The sequence below is a fragment of the Bacillus sp. FSL W8-0102 genome (genome assembly GCF_038007225.1).
GTDB classification, from domain to species: Bacteria; Bacillota; Bacilli; order Bacillales; family DSM-4216; genus Bacillus_O; species Bacillus_O smithii.
The window spans coordinates 659,685-681,230 of the sequence record NZ_JBBOWT010000001.1 but is presented as its reverse complement, the minus strand read 5'-3'; the positions used below and the strand labels follow the sequence as shown (position 1 = coordinate 681,230).

At 41.9% G+C, this 21,546-nt stretch carries 17 protein-coding genes and 3 pseudogenes; 9 read left to right on the top strand and 11 right to left on the bottom strand.

The features are described from left to right. Positions 1-65: 65 nt before the first annotated feature. From N1I87_RS03235 to N1I87_RS03215, 5 genes and pseudogenes are all read left to right on the top strand, one after another. The gene (locus N1I87_RS03235) at positions 66-1,928 is read left to right on the top strand and encodes a bifunctional homocysteine S-methyltransferase/methylenetetrahydrofolate reductase (RefSeq protein WP_341100640.1); all 1,863 of its coding nucleotides are present in this window, start codon (positions 66-68) and stop codon (positions 1,926-1,928) included. Further along, positions 1,903-5,355 carry a methionine synthase gene (gene metH / locus N1I87_RS03230; protein WP_341100638.1) on the top strand — a complete coding sequence of 1,151 codons (3,453 nt, stop codon included), beginning with the start codon at positions 1,903-1,905 and terminating at the stop codon, positions 5,353-5,355. Before N1I87_RS03235 ends, metH begins: the two co-directional genes overlap by 26 nt. 51 nt (positions 5,356-5,406) lie before the next feature. Further along, a complete protein-coding gene (locus N1I87_RS03225) occupies positions 5,407-5,583 on the top strand; it encodes a hypothetical protein (protein WP_003353850.1) in 177 nt (58 codons plus the stop codon). Between the two features lie 267 nt (positions 5,584-5,850). Continuing rightward, positions 5,851-6,418: pseudogene (locus N1I87_RS03220) on the top strand (beta-class carbonic anhydrase). A gap of 265 nt (positions 6,419-6,683) precedes the next feature. Further along, entirely contained in the window at positions 6,684-7,088 is a 405-nt protein-coding gene (locus tag N1I87_RS03215) for a thiol-disulfide oxidoreductase DCC family protein (protein ID WP_341100637.1), read from the top strand. A 226-nt stretch (positions 7,089-7,314) separates the two neighbouring features. Here the strand turns inward: N1I87_RS03215 and N1I87_RS03210 are convergent, their stop codons facing one another. The 11 genes and pseudogenes from N1I87_RS03210 to N1I87_RS03160 form a co-directional block, all read right to left on the bottom strand. After that, positions 7,315-7,467, bottom strand: a complete 153-nt coding sequence (locus N1I87_RS03210; RefSeq protein WP_341100636.1) for a hypothetical protein — start codon at positions 7,465-7,467, stop codon at positions 7,315-7,317. Positions 7,468-7,835: 368 nt separating this feature from the next. Next, positions 7,836-9,185 (bottom strand): oligosaccharide flippase family protein, encoded by a 1,350-nt coding sequence (locus tag N1I87_RS03205; protein WP_341100634.1) that lies wholly within the window; start codon positions 9,183-9,185, stop codon positions 7,836-7,838. Between the two features lie 307 nt (positions 9,186-9,492). Beyond that, positions 9,493-9,885, bottom strand: a pseudogene (locus N1I87_RS03200) (SDR family oxidoreductase); the annotation flags it as partial. A 142-nt stretch (positions 9,886-10,027) separates the two neighbouring features. Next, on the bottom strand, positions 10,028-11,230 hold the full coding sequence (locus N1I87_RS03195; RefSeq protein WP_096550413.1) for a transposase: 1,203 nt from the start codon (positions 11,228-11,230) through the stop codon (positions 10,028-10,030). A gap of 127 nt (positions 11,231-11,357) precedes the next feature. Continuing rightward, positions 11,358-11,774 (bottom strand): annotated as a pseudogene (locus N1I87_RS03190) (SDR family NAD(P)-dependent oxidoreductase); the annotation flags it as partial. Positions 11,775-11,975: 201 nt separating this feature from the next. Next, complete coding sequence (gene rraA / locus N1I87_RS03185; RefSeq protein ID WP_341100633.1) at positions 11,976-12,455, bottom strand: ribonuclease E activity regulator RraA; 480 nt, start codon at positions 12,453-12,455, stop codon at positions 11,976-11,978. 102 nt (positions 12,456-12,557) lie between these two features. After that, positions 12,558-13,190 (bottom strand): VOC family protein, encoded by a 633-nt coding sequence (locus N1I87_RS03180; RefSeq protein WP_341100632.1) that lies wholly within the window; start codon positions 13,188-13,190, stop codon positions 12,558-12,560. 21 nt (positions 13,191-13,211) lie between these two features. Next, positions 13,212-13,649 (bottom strand): GlcG/HbpS family heme-binding protein, encoded by a 438-nt coding sequence (locus tag N1I87_RS03175; protein ID WP_341100631.1) that lies wholly within the window; start codon positions 13,647-13,649, stop codon positions 13,212-13,214. Positions 13,650-13,863: 214 nt separating this feature from the next. Further along, the gene (locus tag N1I87_RS03170) at positions 13,864-14,343 is read right to left on the bottom strand and encodes a flavin reductase family protein (protein ID WP_341100630.1); all 480 of its coding nucleotides are present in this window, start codon (positions 14,341-14,343) and stop codon (positions 13,864-13,866) included. Between the two features lie 37 nt (positions 14,344-14,380). Beyond that, entirely contained in the window at positions 14,381-15,889 is a 1,509-nt protein-coding gene (locus tag N1I87_RS03165) for a 4-hydroxyphenylacetate 3-hydroxylase family protein (protein WP_341100629.1), read from the bottom strand. A gap of 731 nt (positions 15,890-16,620) precedes the next feature. Beyond that, the gene (locus N1I87_RS03160) at positions 16,621-17,994 is read right to left on the bottom strand and encodes an IS1380-like element ISGsp2 family transposase (RefSeq protein ID WP_044899598.1); all 1,374 of its coding nucleotides are present in this window, start codon (positions 17,992-17,994) and stop codon (positions 16,621-16,623) included. A 75-nt stretch (positions 17,995-18,069) separates the two neighbouring features. Here N1I87_RS03160 and N1I87_RS03155 point away from each other — a divergent pair, with 75 nt between their 5' ends. The 4 genes from N1I87_RS03155 to N1I87_RS03140 all read left to right on the top strand — a co-directional run bounded on the left by N1I87_RS03155 (position 18,070) and on the right by N1I87_RS03140 (position 21,515). Next, entirely contained in the window at positions 18,070-19,323 is a 1,254-nt protein-coding gene (locus N1I87_RS03155) for a glycosyltransferase family 2 protein (RefSeq protein WP_341103274.1), read from the top strand. Between the two features lie 243 nt (positions 19,324-19,566). Then, entirely contained in the window at positions 19,567-19,995 is a 429-nt protein-coding gene (locus N1I87_RS03150) for an acyl-CoA thioesterase (protein WP_003353872.1), read from the top strand. 163 nt (positions 19,996-20,158) lie between these two features. Next, the gene (gene ssuE, locus N1I87_RS03145) at positions 20,159-20,686 is read left to right on the top strand and encodes an NADPH-dependent FMN reductase (RefSeq protein ID WP_048622688.1); all 528 of its coding nucleotides are present in this window, start codon (positions 20,159-20,161) and stop codon (positions 20,684-20,686) included. Positions 20,687-20,756: 70 nt separating this feature from the next. Continuing rightward, positions 20,757-21,515 (top strand): class I SAM-dependent methyltransferase, encoded by a 759-nt coding sequence (locus N1I87_RS03140; RefSeq protein WP_341100628.1) that lies wholly within the window; start codon positions 20,757-20,759, stop codon positions 21,513-21,515. Positions 21,516-21,546: the final 31 nt, after the last annotated feature.

Here is a 21,546-nt window from a genome sequence, read left to right as displayed (position 1 = left end):
ATCCATCAAAAGCCTTCTTACGGAAGGCTTTTTTCATTTTATCCGTAATGAGAGGAGGAACACGCATGAGATTTTTGGATCGATTGAAAACAGAGATTTTAACAGCCGATGGCGCAATGGGCACGCTCCTCTATTCATATGGAATTGACTATTGTTATGAAGAATTGAATATTACCAAGCCAGAAATCATTTCCAAAATACATGAAGAGTATATTCTTGCCGGGGCCGATGTCATCCAAACCAATACTTACAGTGCCAACGCTGTAAAACTGCGTCGTTACGGACTGGAAGAAAACGTCAAACAAATAAATAAAGCGGCTGTCCGTCTTGCCAAACAAGCAGCGGCTGATCATGGAACGTTTGTTTTCGGTACAATTGGGGGCATTCGCGGCTTCCGTAAAGATACCTGCTCACTGGCTGATATAAAAGAGGCCTTCCTAGAACAGGCAGAAAGTTTATTGAATGAAAATCCAGACGGACTGCTTCTCGAAACTTACTATGACTTTGAAGAATTGACAACCGTCTTAAAAATAGCTCGAAAATTAACAAACATTCCAATTATCGCTCAAGTGTCCATGCATGAACCCGGTGTCCTTCAAAACGGTCTATCTCTGAATGAAGCTCTCCACCGTTTGGAAGATCACGGGGCAGATCTGGTGGGTGTGAACTGTCGACTTGGACCTTACCATATGATACAAGCACTTGAAAAAGCTACATTGCCCAAAAAAGCGTATCTTTCCGCTTATCCTAACGCCAGCCTGCTGGATGTGAAAGACGGCCGAGTGATCTATGAATCGGAAGCCGAGTATTTCGGAAGAGCGGCGGTAAAATTGCGCAATCAAGGAGTCCGTCTTATCGGGGGATGCTGCGGCACAACGCCTAAACATATTGAAGCCGTCAAAAAAGCATTATCAGGTCTTTCTCCCATTCATCAAAAATCGGTGAAACCGGAAAAACCGATCATTGTAAAAGAACCACCGGCACCGCTCGATCCCCCTCTTCACGAACTAGCGAAGAAAAAACGGACGATTATCGTAGAATTGGATACTCCGAAACATTTGGACACTTTTCAATATTTTCAAGGGACTCAAGTACTTAAAGAAGTCGGAATCGACGCGATTACAATGGCCGATAATTCGTTGGCTTCACCGCGGATCAGCAACATGGCAATGGCGGCTTTAGTAAAGGCCAACCAGCATATTCGCCCGCTCGTACATATAACCTGCCGAGATCGCAATTTAATAGGACTGCAATCGCATTTGATGGGCCTCCACACCCTAGGTATTCATGATATTCTTGTCATTACAGGCGATCCGACAAAAGTGGGTGACTTTCCCGGCGCCACAAGCGTATACGACGTTTCCAGTTTGGAACTGATTTCATTAATTAAGCAATTGAACAACGGGATTTCTTTTTCCGGGAAACCATTAAAACAAAAAACTCATTTTTCCGTTTCCGCTGCTTTTAATCCGAATGTCCGCGTACTGGAAAAAGCAGTAAAACGGATGGAAAGAAAAATAGAATGCGGAGCCGATTCGTTTATCACACAGCCAGTTTTTACAAGGGAAAAAATAAAAGAAATTTACGAAGCAACGAAACATTTAAATGTCCCTATTTTCATCGGAATTATGCCATTAACAAGCCTCAAAAACGCAGAATTTTTGCATAATGAAGTGCCAGGCATAAAATTATCCGATGAAATTATAGAGCGAATGAGAGCATTCGACGGAGATAAAGAAAAATCCCAGCAAACGGGGATTGAGATCGCCAAAGAATTAATCGATACTGCTCTTCGGTATTTTAACGGAATTTATCTCATTACTCCTTTCCTTCGTTATGAAATGACAGCCGATTTGGCTCGCTATATTCGGGAACAAGATGCAAAAAAGGGAGAGACTGTCCATGCCGAAATTACAACATCCAATTGAACACGAACTAGAAAAACGAATCCTCATCATCGATGGAGCAATGGGAACCATGATTCAACAAGCCGACCTTACATCGAACGATTTCGGAGGCGAGCAGTATGATGGCTGTAATGAATATTTAAACATCACAGCCCCACACGTGGTCGAGTGGATTCACCGCTCTTATTTGGAAGCCGGTGCCGATGTTATTGAAACCAACTCATTTGGCGGAACACCGCTTGTTCTGAATGAATACAATCTCGGCGATAGAGCTTATGAAATTAACCGCCGGGCAGCCGAAATCGCCAAAAAAGCTGCTGCCGAATTTTCAACACCGGAAAAGCCGCGTTTTGTGGCTGGTGCTATGGGGCCTACGACCAAAACGTTATCTGTAACCGGCGGCATCGATTTTGAATCGCTCAGCCATCATTTTGAAATCCAAGCAAGAGGTCTGATTGACGGCGGCTGCGACCTTCTCCTTCTTGAAACCAGCCAAGATATGCTCAACGTGAAAGCCGGTTTTCTCGGCATCCAAAGAGCTTTTAAAGCAACGGGGAAAACTCTTCCTTTGATGATTTCAGGCACGATAGAACCAATGGGGACTACATTGGCCGGCCAAAACATCGAAGCTTTTTATCTCTCTTTAGAGCATATGAACCCTTTGTCTGTTGGATTGAACTGTGCAACAGGACCGGAATTTATGACGGACCATATCCGTTCGCTCTCCGGGCTGGCTCAATCATTTGTCAGCTGTTATCCAAATGCGGGATTGCCGGATGAAGAAGGAAAATATCACGAAACTCCAGAATCCTTATCCAAAAAAATTGCCGGTTTTGCTGAGAAAGGATGGCTAAATCTAGTGGGCGGCTGCTGTGGAACGACACCAGAGCATATTCGAGCGATCAGCGAAGCCGTCAAACCATACCCGCCCCGAAAACGGCCGAATCAGCCCCACGGCCATGCCGTATCAGGCATCGAACCACTTATTTATGATGATTCGATGAGACCTCTTTTTATCGGCGAAAGAACGAATGTCATCGGTTCGAGAAAGTTCAAGCGGCTGATTATCGAAGGAAAATACGAAGAAGCGTCCGAAATTGCCCGCGCTCAAGTCAAAGGCGGGGCCCACGTAATCGATATCTGTCTTGCCAATCCGGATCGAGACGAACTAAGCGATATGGAAAATTTTATAAAAGAAGTAGTTAAAAAAGTAAAAGTCCCGCTTGTCATCGATTCCACAGATGAAAAAGTCATCGAAAAAGCCCTTACCTATTCACAAGGCAAAGCGATCATCAACTCGATCAATTTGGAAGACGGCGAAGAACGATTTGAAAAAGTCGTTCCTCTGATCAAAAAATACGGTGCAGCGGTGGTGGTCGGCACCATTGACGAAAAAGGAATGGCCGTGACAAGAGAACGAAAATTAGAAATCGCTGAACGATCTTATGATTTATTAGTTCATAAATGGGGACTTCAACCGGAAGATCTCATTTTTGACCCGTTAGTTTTTCCCGTGGGAACCGGGGATGAACAATATATCGGATCAGCACAGGAAACGATTGAAGGAATCAGGCTAATAAAAGAAAAACTGCCGCGCTGCTTGACCGTTCTTGGCATCAGCAACGTCTCTTTCGGCCTTCCTCCCGTCGGACGCGAAGTATTAAACGCCGTTTTTCTCTACCATTGCACCCAGGCGGGTTTAGATTACGCCATCGTCAATACCGAAAAGCTGGAGCGCTATGCATCTATTCCGGAAGATGAAAGACATCTGGCCGAAAAACTGCTTTTTGAAACCAATGATGACACATTGGCTGCTTTTACCGCATTTTACCGTGATAAAAAGAAGGAACATAAAGTTCAAGAACTTCCGAAAACAGTAGAAGAACGTCTTCGCTATTATATAGTCGAAGGTACAAAGGAAGGTCTTATTCCTGATTTACAAAAAGCGCTTGAAATCTTTGAAACGCCTCTGGACATCATCAACGGACCATTGATGGACGGAATGGCGGAAGTCGGCCGTCTTTTTAATGACAACCAGTTGATTGTCGCTGAAGTATTGCAAAGCGCTGAAGTAATGAAAGCAGCCGTTGCCTTTTTAGAACCGTTCATGGAGAAATCAGACAATGACAGCGGAAAAGGAAAAGTCTTGCTGGCCACCGTTAAAGGCGATGTCCATGACATCGGCAAAAATTTAGTCGACATCATCTTAAGCAACAACGGTTTTAAAGTCATCGACTTAGGTATTAAAGTAGCTCCTTCTGAACTCATTCAAGCTGTTCAAAAAGAACAACCCGACATTGTCGGTCTTTCCGGTTTGCTCGTAAAATCTGCCCAACAAATGGTGATGACCGTTCAGGATATGAAGCAAGCTGGAATCAACGTACCGGTGCTAGTCGGCGGTGCAGCACTTTCCAGACGTTTTACCGAAACGAAAATATCGCCTGAATACGAAGGGCCCGTTTTGTACGCGAAAGATGCCATGGAAGGTCTTTCTCTTGCCAACCGTCTGCAAAATGAAGAAGAAAAGCAAGATCTTTTACTGGAGCTTGAAGCCCAGCAAGTCAAAAGAGCAGAAACGGAACGGAAAAAAACATCCATTCAATCAGCCGCTGTTGCGGTCATGGAAAAGACAAGTAAAACGGTGCGTCAAGATGTACCGGTCTTTGTGCCAAGAGACACGAAAAAACATCTTTTCGTTGATTATCCCATTGCGTATTTGAAGCCTTACATTAACTTGCAAACATTGATCGGCCACCATCTTGGTTTGAAAGGAAAAGTAGACAAAATGCTTGCGCAAGGCGACGAAAAAGCAACGGCGTTAATGGAAATGATCGATGAGTTTCTTTTCTCTGGCATTTTAAAACCAAAGGGAATGTATCAGTTTTTCCCGGCCCAATCGGATGGAAATGATGTGATCATTTATGATCCCGCCGATCAAAAGACGGTGATAGAACGTTTTTCCTTCCCTCGTCAAAAGAAAGAACCGTATCTTTGTCTTGCTGATTATTTAAAACCAAAAGAAAGCGGATTGATGGATTATGTCGGTTTGTTCGTCGTCAGCGCCGGATTTGGTGTTCGTGATAAAGCGAATGAATGGAAAGCAAAAGGAAAATTTTTAGCAAGCCATGCGCTGCAGGCGACAGCGTTGGAACTGGCAGAAGCGTTTGCCGAACGCCTTCACCAAGAAATGCGTGATTTCTGGGGATTTCCGGATCCAACTGATTTTACTATGAGAGACAGATTTGCGGCCAAATATCAAGGACAACGTTATTCTTTTGGTTATCCGGCCTGTCCTAATTTAGAAGATCAAAAGAAATTATTCCGCCTTCTTCAACCGGAAGAAATAGGAATACATTTAACCGACGGCTATATGATGGAACCGGAAGCTTCCGTGTCTGCGATTGTTTTTGCCCATCCGGATGCCCGCTACTTTAATGTAGAATCATGAATATTTCCTGCCTCTTTTCTCCATATTAAAAAGAAAAGGAGCTAGGAATAAATGGCGAAAGGCAAGCGCAAGGATCATCCTCTTATCCCTAAACAGCCGGCATATGGCATCCATTCTGATATTAATGAATACGCTCCGGGAGACTCCGTCAATGAGCATTCGGATCAAGAAGCTGCCAATGAACTAATCGGCAGATCAGAAATCGGCCAGCAAAATGAAAATTTGTAAAAGAAACAGCTTCCGGTAGTTTCCGGAGCTGTTTTCTTAATGAACATGGCCGCATATTCGTCTTTCTTTTTCACAAACCTAAAGCTTCTTTTCAAAAGCGGCTTTTACCCTTCCGAGATGGTTTTTCGTCGCCGCCTTCTCACTTCCATTTCCTGCATTAAGGTGCATTCCCCCTTTTTTCTTCCCATTCATTTACAAAAACTGTTCATTCCTAGTTATTTCCGCTAAAATAAAAGAGTATCAAGTCATAACCGGGAGGGGTTCATTATGTCATTATTGGATGACATTCTATCATTTAACGAGAAGTTTGTTGAAAAATAAAGAATATAAAAAATACGAAACATCCAAATTTCCAAATAAACGGTGCGTCATTTTAACTTGTATGGATACACGTTTAGTAGAACTGCTTCCGAAAGCGCTGAACATAAAAAACGGCGATGTCAAAATGGTGCGCAGTGCCGGCGCTCTTGTAGACGAACCTTTCGGAATGGTCATGAAAAGCTTACTAGTAGCTGTTTACGAACTGCAAGCGGATGAAGTATTCGTGATCGGCCATTACGATTGTGGAATGGGTGCGTTAAAAAGCAAAACCATCTTGGCGGATATGAAAGAACGCGGCATTAAAGAAGAAACGTTCTCGACATTAAAACACGCTGGAATCGATCTTGATCACTGGTTGAACGGGTTTGAAAGCGTAGAAAAAAGCGTATCGGAAAGCGTACATATGATTAAACAGCACCCGTTGTTTGCAAATGATATTCCTGTTCACGGACTAGCCATTGATCCATCAACAGGAAAACTAGATTTGATTATTAACGGCTACGAAAATGTTTGAACAGAAGCAGCTCTCTTATTCGAATAACCATTTGCCTCAGCGTTTTTCAAAATAAATGGTTGGCAGTCGGGGATCTTTCTCCGGCTGTTTAGGATTCAATCCGCTCTCTTACAGATCAACCATTTCGATCCATTTGTTCACCAAAATATGTTAACCTAAAAGGAAAGAAGCGCAAGAAAAAGTCTTAATCAGTCAGCTCCATGTTTGGAGACATTGTGTTTATGGAAATCCAAGGACAGCTATAAATTGAAGGAGAGCGATCCTCATGGTTTTAAAAGACCGCTGGAAAATCGTCGTATTGTACGACGGCTGGTGCGGACTTTGCACTAGTGTTGCCGATAAATGGTCCAAGCTTGATTGGTTCTCGTTAATCGAATTTCGGTCCTTTCGCGATCATTATCAAAAGGAACATATTGCGCTTGATAAACTGGCAACAGAAATGCATGCTCGGCTGAAAAACGATTTTCAATATGTAAAAGGGTTTGACGCATTTTGGCTAATGGCCAAAAGAACGCCATCTTTATGGTTATTTCTTCCATTCTTCTATATTCTGAAGGCTAGCGGATTAGGCGAATGGGCATACAAAAAGATCGCCAAAAAAAGAAAAATCGTCCCAGATTCCCTTTGCCATGGCGACGCTTGCGAAAGACCTTCTAAAGGAGACGCTTAAATAAACCTCCCCCATCTCTTCATGCCGGTAGTATTTCGAATCGGCGTTTTATTGCCCTAAACCATTAGGAATGTTTAATAGGACTTTTCCATCCGCTATAGGTTGACGTTTCTCCTAAATATTTATCATTCCTTTTTCAATGCTTTTCTTGTTACCCCAGCCGAATCCAAAATGAGTGCTTTGAAAACATTCTTTTTATCTTTTAGTAACTAATCGAAAATAATTTTCAATCCCAAACCGGCAGGAAATTCATGTAAAATAACGTTAGATATCCCCCATTATCTTGCGAAAGGAGCGATGCGGCATGGCGTTTATGTGGTTTACGGTCATTGGCTTTATCGTGATTTTCATCGGCTTTTTCGGCAGCTTTCTGTTCCATGAACTCCGCCAAGTGCTCAATTCCAGTGATGCTTCACGCATAGATAAAATTCCTGAATCATCAAGAAACATAAAAAGTATGTGAAGAAACTATACGGGAAGCCGATTTCATTTTTATTAATACCAAACTCGGCTTTCCTTGTTCTTGTTTTCCAGAACCAAATCGATTTCATTCTGGAATTCCTTTCAACTTCTCATGAGAAAACCACAAAATCAGAAATTGATTGAATCCCATTCTGTCAAAAGTATTCATCCATCAACGCAAAAGGCCAACCGTTTAGGAAAAATGATGAAAACATTCCTTACACGGAAGACAGAAAACGAGGTAGATCAAGCTTGTTTTCAATCGATTTTTTGCCCAACAAACAGCTAGGCTCTTCTGTTGCCCCAGTTCATTTCGGAAAGAGAACTTTGCTTTTTTGAAAAAGAAATGTGCAGCTTTTTATATATGGTGGTGTAATGAAGAAAAGCAAGCAATACTGCTTCAATATTCATGCCGATAATGACTCCGGCCATCTGCAAGTGACTGTTTGATCCAAGCCAAAAAATAAATAAATTGGAAATGAGTGTTGACCATACCGAATGATAAAATGCGTCTTTCACTAAATTCATGCCAATTAAAAAAGCCTGCATAGGGATCGCCAAATAAAAAAATAAAAAATAAGGGATCATCAACTGCAAGTAGTAATAAGCCAGCAAAGAAGTGCCAAATAGTTTCGTTAACGCTCCGCCGTAAAAATACAAAATAAACGATACAGCCAATCCGTACAGCATGGTGATGACAATAACATGTTTCAATAGTCCTTGCAATTTGCCAAATTCTCCTCTAGTATATGCTTCGGAAACAGTCGGAACGAGCATGATGAGCAAAGAATGAGCGATAAAAGCGGGAAAAAAACCGATCGTCGACGCAACTCCAGCCACCATACCGAATTGTGCCGTAGCCGTTTTCTCTTCAACACCTCCCAGCATTAAAGCATATGAAATGAGAAAAGGCTGAATGGCATTAATCATCGAATTAAAAATGCGCATCCCCGTAGTCGGCAATGAAATTCCCAATAACTTTTTGGTAACAGTTTTTCTCGCCATTTCTTTATAAGGAATATTTTTCATCTGCCTCATGTAGAGAACATAGGCACGCATAAGATATAAAAACACCACTATTTCACTGGCTATCAATGTTCCCAACGCTACTAATATCGATGTTTCCCGATCAAAATCAAAAAAGCGGTATACAACGACTAGCAATAGTAGCTGAAAAAACTTTCGTACAAAATTGGCGAACGCAATCTTTCTCATTTGCTGTATTCCCATGAAATATCCTCTTGCAACAGAAGTAAAGGAAATAACGGGAATGAGAATAAGCGTCAGCCAACGAATCATCGGATGGTAACCGTGAAAAACGGGAAAAAACGTAAAAACAATCACAGCGGACAGCATTAAAACACTGGTGGTAACCGTCGCCAGTCTCATGGCATGCTGGAGAGTACTCCTATGATACTCCCTCTGTAGTTCCGCAATATATTTGGAAACAGAAACAGGCAATTCTAAGCTGGCAATTACGACAAAAAGAAATACGGAAGGCAAAATCGCCATGTATTTCCCCATCCCAATTTCACCAAGTTCTTTTGTCAACACCATATTCGTTAAAAATTCAAGCGTCTCCCCAAAAAATGCTGTCACTGCCAGGATCAATGTTCCTTTAAAAAATGAAGTCATACGTCCTCTCCTTCTCTAACCCCTGTCCACTATTGAACATATGACCGCAAATAGAAAAAAAGAACAGCTGTCCAAAATCTATCAATCTATGATCCGAAGAAAGTTGTGTAGTGGCCCCTTTCGCTTTTAATACATATGAAATCGAATATTCACAAATGGTTCTATTTTTGAACCAACTGCTACTCTTGGTATGAATAGTGTATAAAAAGCAAACAGATAAACTTTCTGATGTCTAATACACAAGAAGGAAAGCCCGCATTTCAGCGGACTTTCCACACTTTTTCCAGTTTTGTTTCGCAGTTAAGAATTATGATCCCGTTATAATACCGCCATTGACATGGACCACTTGACCAGTCACATAACTGGAATCATCGGATGCCAAAAAGACATAAGCGGGCGCTAATTCAAAAGGCTGGCCAGGACGCCCCATCGTCGTGTCTTTTCCAAATTTTGTCGCTACATAGTCTGCCGAAAAGCTGGAAGGTATAAGCGGCGTCCAAATTGGGCCAGGAGCCACTGCATTGACTCGAATACCTTCTCGAACCAAATTTTTGGCAAGGGCGCGTGTAAATCCGATAATCGCTCCTTTTGTAGCAGTGTAATCCAGCAAAAGTTCGTTTCCTTCATATGCCACCACAGAAGCTGTATTGATAATGGAGCTTCCTCTTTTTAAATAATACAGCGCCGCTTTTGTTAAATGAGCATTTTGCAAAATTAGATTTTTTGGATAAAAGTATAAAAAATAAAGCACTCGACAAATAGCTACCAGCATGTTATTTTACAAAATATTACAATAATCCTGTTTTTGGGCATACCTGCAGAATTTTTCACATTGAATTTTTTTAAGCGGCTTTCTTCCCTTTATTTTCCTTTGCCATCGCTAGCGCTGAAACAAGTAATACAATAGCGTTCAGGTAAATATGGCTCTTTACTTTCTCAATTCCCCATACATGTAGGGAGTTCGCCGTAAGGTAGCTTTTCATTCTTGAATTACAGCGTTCTACACTTGTCCTCTCGTTGTAAAGCTCTTTCCAACGTTTTGTATCACGGTGCGGATTGGAATATCGGCGCACATCCTTTTTGATGTCGACTTTTACCACCATTCCATAGTTGGAAGATGAACAGGCTGCCATTCCTAATGGGCAATCCACTTTGCCGGTTGCGTGAGGACATCTGAACTTGAGCTGGTCCTTATCAGCTCCCCAATAAGTCATTTCATAACCCATGGAACAACGCGGAGTTCCATTGGAAGAAATCCCTTCAGGAGGCTCTTTTTCGTTGCGCAAATTGAGCGGGATAATGGCTTGCGCTCCAATGTTTTTGGCTGATTCATAGTTTTTTAGTTGGTCATATCCGCCATCCATGATCAGAAATTCAATTTTGGATTTGGTACGCTCTGCCACTTGCTCTATTAATTCTGGTGCGACTTCTCCATCGTTCACATGGGCAGGGGTTACTTTTATGGCCATTGGCAGTTCGCTTGCGGTATCGACTGAAAGATGCATCTTATAGCCAAACCAGGTAATTTTATTGCCGAAGGAATCATATTTTGCGCCCCAATTGGCATTACCCGTTTGTTCACTACGCTTTTTGGGCTGTTTCTTTTCATAGGCATCAATGGCGGCACTGTCGATGGCCTGGTGGCTGCCGTCAATTATTCCTTCCTCCTGAGCTAACTGTACCAAGTCAAGGAAGATCTTTTCAGCCAGCTTTTTTTTGGTAAGTGCCGCAAAAACCCGGCTGAGAGTGGAGATAGACGGTGCGGGGCGATCAATCGATAAACCGCATTGATAACGGAAACGAAGGTCTTTATCCAATCGATGATGAAGGGCGGTAAAGGTGTCGATGCCTTCGAGTGGGGCAGCGATGAGAGCCCTTAGAATCCCTTCTCTGGAATGACCGTCAGCCCCTCGGGGTGAAGAACTTCTCAACTGTTTAGCATAAGGGCGTAAATCAAGCGAGCTAAAAAAGATAGGTAATTTCTCTTTTGACTCTAATTTTTGCAGTTCTTCAAAGGAAAATAGGCTTTCTTGTAGAATATACAAAGTGACTTCCTCCTTTTGAATTTTTTGTTGTTTCGTCACTTCAAAAATTCTACATTTTAGGGGTGAAGTCCTTTTTTATGTCTTTGAAATCCTTATGGCTCTTGGGTCAAAAAATATGCAAAATGCTCAAATAAAAAAAAGAATAAATATTTGTTTTAAACGTCAAATCCCATTGTTCCGTCGTAATATCGAGAAGGCTTTGCTGTGGAAACTGAACTGCATGATTATTGACTAAAATATCAAGTTTTCCAAATGTATCGACTGCTTTATGGATCACTTCCTGGCAGTGCCTCTCATTTTTCAAATCTCCAGGAATCAAAATACAGCGACGCCCAAATTCTTCAATTCTTCTTTTTGTCCTAAAAGCATCTTCGTTTTCATACTCGGCATAATAGGCGATGACCACATCTGCCCCTTCTTTACCAAAAGCAATAGCTGCTGCCGCTCCGATTCCACTGTCGCCTCCGGTGATAACCGCCGTCTTATTCTTTAATTTCCCGCTTCCTCTATAATCCGGATCATCTACCATTGGCCGCGGAATCATAAGCGATTCGACGCCAGGCTGAATCGGCTGATGCTGTGGTGGAATACCGAATATTTCACCCTTATTCCTTCTCCAATCCGTTTCTGGACTGAATAGTCGGTGATCATAAGGCTGTCCGTATATCATCATCAATCCCCCATTCCATAGGCTGTTATCTTAGTTTATGACCGACCGGAAAAAGAGTGACCGCCAAAAGAAGCCTTATACAAGCGGACGTGGAGACAATACTACGCCATCTTCGTCAGCATACACATAATGACCTGGAACCCATTCTACTTCCCCGAAATGAAGAACAATATCCCGTTCCCCTTTTCCTTCTTTTTTACTTTTCACCGGAATGCTTCCTATTGCAAGAACCCCAATTTCTAGTTCGGCAAGATCGGCGGTATCCCGTGCGCAGCCATTAATGATCACACCCGCAAGCTCACGATTTTGGGCAATTTCACCTAAGCGGTCTCCCAACAAAGCACAGTTCCGAGAGCCACCCCCGTCCACTACGAGTACACTCCCTTTCGGAACGGATTGAAGCGCTTCCTTCACTAAAACATTATCCTCAAACACCTTTACCGTTGCGATCGGGCCTGAAAAACGCTTATTTTTGCCATAAGAATGAAAGGCCAATTTGCATGCTTGCAGCTCTTCATTGAACTCATCCCAAAGATCGGCTGTTTTAAATGTCATTTCCTTCACCCCTAAAATTATGTAATATTCTTTATAATTCGACATTTTTGAGAAAATTCCTTTTATGGACAAAAAAATAAAAGCCAATCAGCAAGAAAAACATTAAATCTCTAATTCTCCCATGATCATAACTAAATCATGGGCTTTATTGGTCGTAGAAAGAAAGCTTCCTACTAAATCTTCTCCATCCACGCTGATGATTCTCTCGCTTTGTTTAAATCCAAGAACTTCTGTAAAGAACCTTGTAGCCGTTTTCAAATCATCCCCTGTTAGCAGCGCATGATCCAGTCGATGAGGAGCAATTCCCTTTAAACCTTCCGGCCACGGGTCCGGATTGACGGAACCGGTTTTGACTCCGACAAATTCCATATCTGTGTAGAGCTCCATCATGTGTCCGGTTGGAATTTGAAAGCGGACTGCTTCTCCTTCCGCTATCCTTGATCCTTTTGGCACTCGAGTGAGTGTACAACCGAATTGTTCGATTTTATGCTCCAGTTTTTCCAGCTCATAAACATCTTTCACCTTAAAGCCCATGTGGTCCATGCCGGCAGAGTCCGATTTTTGCAAAATAATGCTGTGATGATCATATTCGTCCCATGCTTTTAAATACACACGATTTTCATCTCTAGCGGTTACTTCCAAACCGATCACATTCGTATAATAATCCACAGATTTTTCTAAATCATAAACCCGAAGCTCCAGTCTCCCTAATCTTATAATTCCATTTCCATTCATCTTTTCTCTCTCCTTTCCTACTTATTTTATGGAACTTGATTCTCTTAAAAGGTTTAAAGCGGCTTCACAACACAATCGGTCTTCCTCTTCTGTGCCTCCGCTTACTCCAATCGCTCCTGTCAACTTTCCCTCTACCCAAATAGGGTATCCACCACCGAAAATGATGAGATTTTCAGTATGAACGATTCCTAGTTTTAAACTCGGCTCATCTTTAATCTGTTCATACCATTCATGCGTGGGAATCCCGAACGCAGCGGCTGAATACGCCTTATTTTGAGAGATTTTAATGCTTAAAATAGGCGCTCGATCCATGCGGGAAAAAGCGATGAGATTCCCGCCTTGATCCACCACCGTAATATTGACGGCAATTTGTAATTCTTCTGCCTTTTTTTGCGCTGCTTGAATCAATTTCCAAGCCAGTTCATTGCTGATTCTTTTTTCATCTAGAAATCCCGTCATCCTTTCCCCACTTCCTTTTGAATATCAAAGTTCCTTATGCTATTATCCATCGTGAACAAAGTTATAAATATTAAAAATATTCAAAATATTAATTTGATTATATGTTACTGTCTAATCGTTTTGAAAACAACAGCAGAAACTGTTTAAATATTTCGGATTATTCAAATCCTTCTGTTGGTTTTAAAAGTAAGATACGATTGAAATAGATTTTTTCCTATCGCTTTGCCGCCATTTCATTTTCCAGTTTTCGATATTTTCCACTCCAGAAAACCAGCGGCTCTTTCTCCTCGACCACTATTCCGACCACTTCTCCGATGAATAATATATGATCTCCCGCCTTCACTTCATCCACAACTTTGCAAGCCACTTGAGCTGCCGCCCCTTTGATTACCGGGTGATCTTCTAGTCTTTCAAATTCTACAGGTGCTTTTTCTTTTAATTGGCCGGCAAAGTTCATGGACAATAATTGTTGATCTTCCGACAAAATATTCACAGCATACCGTTTCGTTTGTTGGATCTTTCGAAGCATTTGTGCTTTTTCTGCGATGGATATAACCACGAGCTTGGGGTTGAGCGATACAGACATAAAAGCATTTGCCGTCATTCCGTGGATTTCCCGATCGATTTCCGTCGTCACCACCGTCACTCCGGTAGCAAATTGGCCCATTGCATTGCGAAACAAACGATCCTCCATTTCTATTCACTCCTTTTATAAATTAAAAATAATTCACTTACAAATTCCTAGTTTCCACCGCTTGTTTTGGATTCATCCACGTTTCATTGACCCAACCGTTCAGATCATAGTCGCTGAGCGCTGAATCGACAAACGATTTAAACTTAGCAGAGTCTCCGATCGCATCGGCAATTTTTAACGTTTCCAGACGAATCGCCTCATGATTGCCGGCATAATTGATTTCATATAATTCATGTCGGCCTCCAAATTCGCTTAAGATCGAATCCCAAACCAGCTTTAACAATTTGACTCTTTCTTCAGCGCTGATCCCTGATCCACGATAATAGCGATCGAGATACGGGCGGATTTCCGGATTTAAGAAGTCATTGGCGCTGGACGGCAATTGAATTAATCCTCCGGCAACCACCTGTTCAAAAATCTGTTTCACCCTTGGCCAAACCATTGGAGCGAGAACACGGTAAGCGGCACCATACGATAAATTAGGAACGACAATCCCGTTTTTCCGTTCACAATTGGCGGCCATCGCAGTCGAAATGGCCCAAAACATATTACGGAATGCCAGCACTTCTCCGATATTTGCCTGTACACCCCTGAATTTGTTTGTTCCGGCAGATTCTGTCGCTTTCATTAAAAGTCCGGCCATAAAATCCAGTTTTACCGCAAAGCGAGTGCACCCTTGGAACGTAAAGCGATTGACAAATCCCGTTTCAACGAAAAAGCCGTTTGTTACTTTTAAATTGTTGTATGTCAGTACGTTCTCCCACGGGATGAAAACATTATCAAGCACAATCACAGCATCATTTTCATCGAAGCGGCTTGAAAGTGGATAGTCAAACGGCGATCCTGATTTTTTGGCTGCGAGCTCGTAAGACTGGCGGCTGATCATTTTGACTCCGGGAGCATTCATTGGCACAAAGAATATGAGAGCATGGCTGTAATCGTTATCCCCCAAATCTTGACCGTAGTTGGAAACAAAATTATAGTGCGTTAAAGCTGCACCTGTCCCTACCATTTTGGCACCGCTTACAATAATGCCGTCATCACGCTCTTTCACGGCACGTACAAATACATCTTTATTTTCATGAAGAGGTTTGGAACGATCGACTTGAGGATTCACAATGGTATGATTAATAAACGGAACTTCTTTTATGGTTTTTTCGTACCAGTGGCGGGCGCTATCTTCAAATCCTTCATAGTAGTCGGCAAACGCTCGTAAATTGGCAGTAAAAGAGGCTTTATAGTCCGGTGTTCGGCCCATAAATCCATAATTCAGTTTAGACCACTCTGCGATTGCATCCCTTGCTCCAATTAAATCATCGGCATCTTTCGGTTCTTTAAAAAATTTATGGGTTCTGATTCCTTCTTCGGTTACCGTCGTCAATATCGGCTGCTGTTTTTCGTCATGAAGAGCATCATACATCCGCGCGATCGATCGGGCTGAATTTTGGTATGCAGGATGTTCCGTTACATCATCAATTTTTTCTCCGTTTAAATAAACCACTCTGTTGTCTCTCAGACTTTCCAAGTATTCTTTTCCATTCATCATAATGATTCACTCCTCCTGTTTTTTCATCATTTTTTTCGTATGCCAAGAAAACTTGGTATTGATTTCATCTTAATCATTCAAACAAATAGAAACAACAGCATTTGCTGACTAAAAAAATCCGTTTTTAAAACAGCAACGTGTAAGGATTTTTTCCTATCAATTCCATTCTATTAACATTGAATAACGGCCATCGTTCAGCGCGCCAAACCAAAAGGACTTACATGACCATTCCCGATTTAAATGGTGGAGGACCACTGAACGCATCATTCTCCCCGCCTTTTCAACCTTTCTAAAAAAGTGTTTATCTGTACCATCGTCATGCTTTCCGGCAGCTTTTCATTTAAAAACATTTTATATAAACACTCACCTCATTTTTACATTCGCCATAGTATAAAGGGAGTAAACGTTGGGGAGGTAGTCTATATGGACACAAATAACGATCCATCCACCAGACTTTATATTAGTGTAAAAAGGAAGTTTTGGATAAGCCATGCTGTTTCCATTGGATGGATGTTTTTTTCTATCCTGAATCCGTGATGAATTGAAATCGACTTTGATTTTGTTGTAATTTTGATGGATTGATAATCCATAAAACCCTTTTTATGCTTATGACCTATGTCATCTCTATTTCCGAAAATGGAACAAATCTCTTTTTTAGGTATACGAACCAAAAAAATAGACAAAAAAGCACAGGGAGTGACGTTGGACATTAGTGCCCGAACATTCGTTCGTTATCTTGCCTCTCTCCATTTCTGATAGACGTTCAGTAGGGGCTCGCTATAACCACTCCTTCGCGTCAGTTTCATCCAGATCTGTCGTGATCGACGGACGAGTCGCCCTGCCATCGTGATCACCGTCTGAATAATCGTCTTGATGCGGCGGCGTTTCACTTTGTGGTGCAACGGATGTCTCGGATCGCTTAATAGATCTTGTCCAATCAGACGAAGAAGATTGTAAACGAAGGCTCCCATGACCAACACGAGCGCATTCGTTTTCATCTTCCCAGATGGAAGCCGCTCTAAATCTAAGTCGCTCTTCAGTTCGCTATGAAACTGTTCGCATGTCGCATGGTCATGATACAACGCGAGCACATCGCTCATTCGAACATGCTCGTATCCTTTGAGCCGCACCCAATAGCTTTCCACTTCATAATCAGGAACGAGCATCAGCTGTCCATTGCGTTCCATCGTCCGTTCCGTTACTTGGGTGACTTGAACGTACGTATACGTGTTTCCATCGATCGCTGCCTTCTGTGGAAGGCATAGCTCATAGGTTTGTACTCCTTCGCTTTGTCCATCATCGACACGTTTGCCCTTTTGCGAAGCGATCTGGAACCAAAGCGCTTTCGATTCTCGGCGTAAGTTTCGCTTGATGACAAAGTCCACGTCTTCCTTTAGGCATACGTGCACATTCGCTTCTGCATCGTTTCCTGCATCCATGCGAACAAGCAGACGAGATGAAGTCAGTTGACGAGCTCGACGGATAGCGGTGACTAAAAACGAGGGCATGTTGTCTTGCACATGTTGTTTCCCTGGACGCAACTCGGCATGAACGAGATACCCTTCCTTCCCTGCATACGCAAACAACGGTGTAAAACCGTCAAATCCTTTATACGTTCGACTGACTCCTTCTTTTTTCGTATCGGAGTTGTCAAATGGGGAACCATCTATATCAAGGGGAAGCCATGTCGTCTTTCCTTTGGTCCAACAAGGGGACAAAGTGGCATGTCGTTGAATCAACAGACGTATGGACTCCTCCCAAAGAATCGTTTCGGTCATCGGAAGACAAGCGAGCTGATCGAGTCGTTGTCGCAAGGTTGGAGAGGAAGGCACGTGCTGAATCCCCATCGATGCCGAAAAGATATCGTCCTGACGATACGCTTCGATATGATCGAAATCCGTTTTTCCTGTGGCAAGCAAGCCAATCATCGAGCGAATGACATCGCTATGGGAAATGTGCACTTCTCGACGAACCGTTGGAAGCCGAAGTGCGTTTACCCGTTTATCCAGTTTCGTTCGATGGAGTAAGTAGCCAACGAGAGCAAGCCCAGCACTTGGGGTAATCGCTTCATCTGTCAATACAAACCGAATCGGGAAATCTTTCATCACATCACCTACTTGATGAAGAATCGTCAACGTCGTTTTTCCTTATCGTATCAACGGTTTGCGACCATTGTAAAGATGTTTTGTCACGGATTCAGGTCTATTTATCTTTCTCTCCCTTGGTTGAAAGATCTTTCTTCCATTCTTTCTTTTCCTTTGGCATTCCTCGTGATTGGCGGAATTGCTTATATTCCCGGTTACATGAATGCTTTTTTGGTCATCAGTTTATTACTTGATAGACAACCAGCTTTTAAGAATGAATTTCCTTCTGATCCAGTGACTTTGCTTATCGCAGCTTATAATGAAGAAAAAACCATTTATAACACGCTGCGATACGTGGCCGCTCAGGACTATGGTGGAAAAATGAGCATAATCGTTGTTAATAACCATTCAACAGATCACACGGATCAAGAAATTTTGCGAGCAAAACAAGAATTCGATTTGGACATGACCATTTTACACGAAGAAAAGCCGGGAAAGTTTCATGCCTTGAATAAGGGATTACGGTATGTGACGACACCTTATGTGATCACTTTAGATGCCGATACATTGCTTCATCCATCTGCTGTTCGCTATTTAGTTGCCAGAATCAAAAGCAGTCCTCTGGATGTCTGTGCGGTCGCTGGTTCGGTGCTTGTTCGGAACAGCCGCGAAACGATTTGGACGAAAATACAAGAGTGGGATTACTTTCTGAGTATTGCTTCAATTAAAAGATTACAAGGATTATATCAAGGTACATTGGTCGCGCAAGGTGCTTTTAGTTTATTCAAGACTGACTGTATACGCGAAGTACAAGGATGGCCGGATGCTATTGGAGAAGACATAGTTTTAACGTGGAGACTTTTACGTAATGATTGGAAAGTGTATTATGAACCTCTGGCTGTTGCTTTTACAGATGTCCCCACTACCTTTAGCCGCTTTGCGAAACAACGTTCTAGATGGGCTAGAGGAATGATTGAAGGATTAAGGGAAGTCAAACCATGGAGACAGCCGAAATTATATTGGAAATACTTAACCGGAATTAACTTCTTGATGCCTTATCTGGATGTTGTTTACACTTTTTGTTGGATTCCGGGATTCGTATTGGCTTTTTTGGGCGTTTACTGGATTGCAGGCCCCATAACGCTAACGGTTTTGCCTTTAAGCATTGCTAGTTATGCCTTGTTTTATCACTATCAAAAACATTACGTATTTCGAAATCTTCATCTAAAGGTAAGAAAAAATAAATTAGGCTTTGTTTTATTTCTTCTTTGTTATCAAATGGTGATGTCGCCGGTTTCTGTGATGGGTTACTTGCAAGAGTTTTTCAAATGGAAACGTGTTTGGAAGTAAAGACTTTTTCTATTTAGTGTACTCTCTAATAGAAGAGAGTTCTTTTTTTACTATCTGACGCATCTTCCGTGAAATCTCTATGGGGAAAAGTCTCCTTCTGTTTCCTGTGATATTTTTGCATCTAAAAATAGTTGTTTTATTCAAAAATGAAGTGGATAAAGGATGGAAAAAGAGACGCTGATTCAAGCCATGTGATATGATAGAAAAAAATGGACGATTTTGACGTAGAAAGGAAATCATGAAATGTATATAGCGGTAAAAGAAATTGAACTATCCTATGCTGACACGGATATGATGGGCGTCATCTATCATGCGAATTATATTAAATGGCTTGAATTGGGAAGGGAAAAGCTCATAAAGGATGTCGGCTTTGACTATTTGGACATGGAAAAAGCGGGATATTATGCTCCGGTATACAATCTGAATATTACTTATAGAAAATCATTAAAGCTCGGAGATAAAGTGTTTGTTAAGACGTGGGTTGAAAAAAATCAAGGCTTAAAGACAGAATACGGTTTTCAAATTGTAAACGGAGATGGGGAAGTATGTGCGGAAGGAAGTACGACGCACATCGTGGTTCGCAAAGATGAAAAAGGCGAATTCAAGCCTGTTCAATTTAAAAAAGCATTTCCTGATTGGTTTCAAAAATATGAAGAAATAAAGAAAAAATAATAGACAAGCTCTTAAAACACGAAGATTTTTTCTTCTTGCCGGCAAAACGTCGGCCGGCCTGTCCTGCTTCAAAGTATGATATAGTAAGAATGCGGGAAAATTAGAAAAAATAACAGGATTGAATATGGCGATTTCATCGTTGTCCAGTAAAGGTGGGAAAAAAATGAAATGCGTGATTTTGGTTGGCAGCCCGCTGCGGCCCAGCCGATCTGATTCGATCGCCGATTTTTTAAAAAACCGTTTAGAATCGATCGGACATCAAGCGGAAGTGATATCCATTCGGGACTTGCCGGCTGAGGATGTTTATTATGCTGATTTTCATAGTACGGCTATCCAACAATATAAGCAAAAAATCGAAGAAGCGGATGGATTCGTCGTGATATCCCCGGTTTACAAAGCATCCATACCGGGCGCATTGAAGGCGTTTATCGATTTGCTGCCAATGGATATTTTAAAGGGAAAATCAGTGTTTCCGATCATGGTGGGAGGAACGATGTCGCATTTGCTGACGATTGAATATGTTCTAAATCCGCTTCTTTCAGTCATCGGGGCCACTCAAATTGCTCGCGGCGTTTACATTCACGACTCGCATGTGCAGATGAAGGAAAATGGAGAAGTCGTCATAGATTTGGATATTCAGGATAGACTGAACAACAGTTTGGCTGATTTTATCAGATTTTCTCCATCATAACCGAAACCTGCCGATATAGGCGGGTTTCTTTTCAAGCAAATACAGAAAAATGAGTGAGGGGGATGGGAACATGACAGATCATTGGAATGTCAAGCTATATGATAACCAACATTCTTTTGTCTCGCAATATGGGACAGAGTTGATAGACTTGTTGGCTCCGCAAAACGGAGAGCGCATTTTAGATTTGGGGTGTGGAACTGGAGATTTGGCCAATCAGCTGTATATGTTAGGGGTGGATGTGATTGGAATAGATTCATCCGGAAACATGATCGAACAAGCACGAAAAAAGTATCCTCATCTTGAATTTCAGCAAGCGAATGCGCTTGATCTTCCTTTTGAGGATGAGTTTGATGCTGTATTCTCCAACGCAGTTCTTCATTGGATTAAACCGCCGGAACAAGCGCTTGAAGGCATTTACAAAGCGCTGAAAAAAGGAGGCCGATTTGTGGCAGAGTTCGGTGGAAAAGGGAATGTCCAAATGATTGTCAATGCTGCGATTGAAATATTCAGAAAAGTGGGAATAAAAAATCCTGATGCACGCATTCCGTGGTATTATCCAAGTATTGGCGAATACACTTTTTTGATGGAGCAATATGGTTTTCGGGTATCCGCAGCGTTTCATTTTGACAGACCTACTCCATTATTGGGCAAGGAAGGTTTGCGGAATTGGCTTAAAATGTTTGGAAATCCGATGTTTCAAGATCTGGACGATGAAACAAAAGAAGAGATTATTTTAGATATAGAAGCGCTTTTGAAAGAAAAAATGTTCAAAAACGGTCAATGGATGGCTGATTATAAAAGGATTCGGGTCGTAGGTCTTAAGGAATAGAAGGTTCGTTTTAGGAAGAGTACTAGGTCTT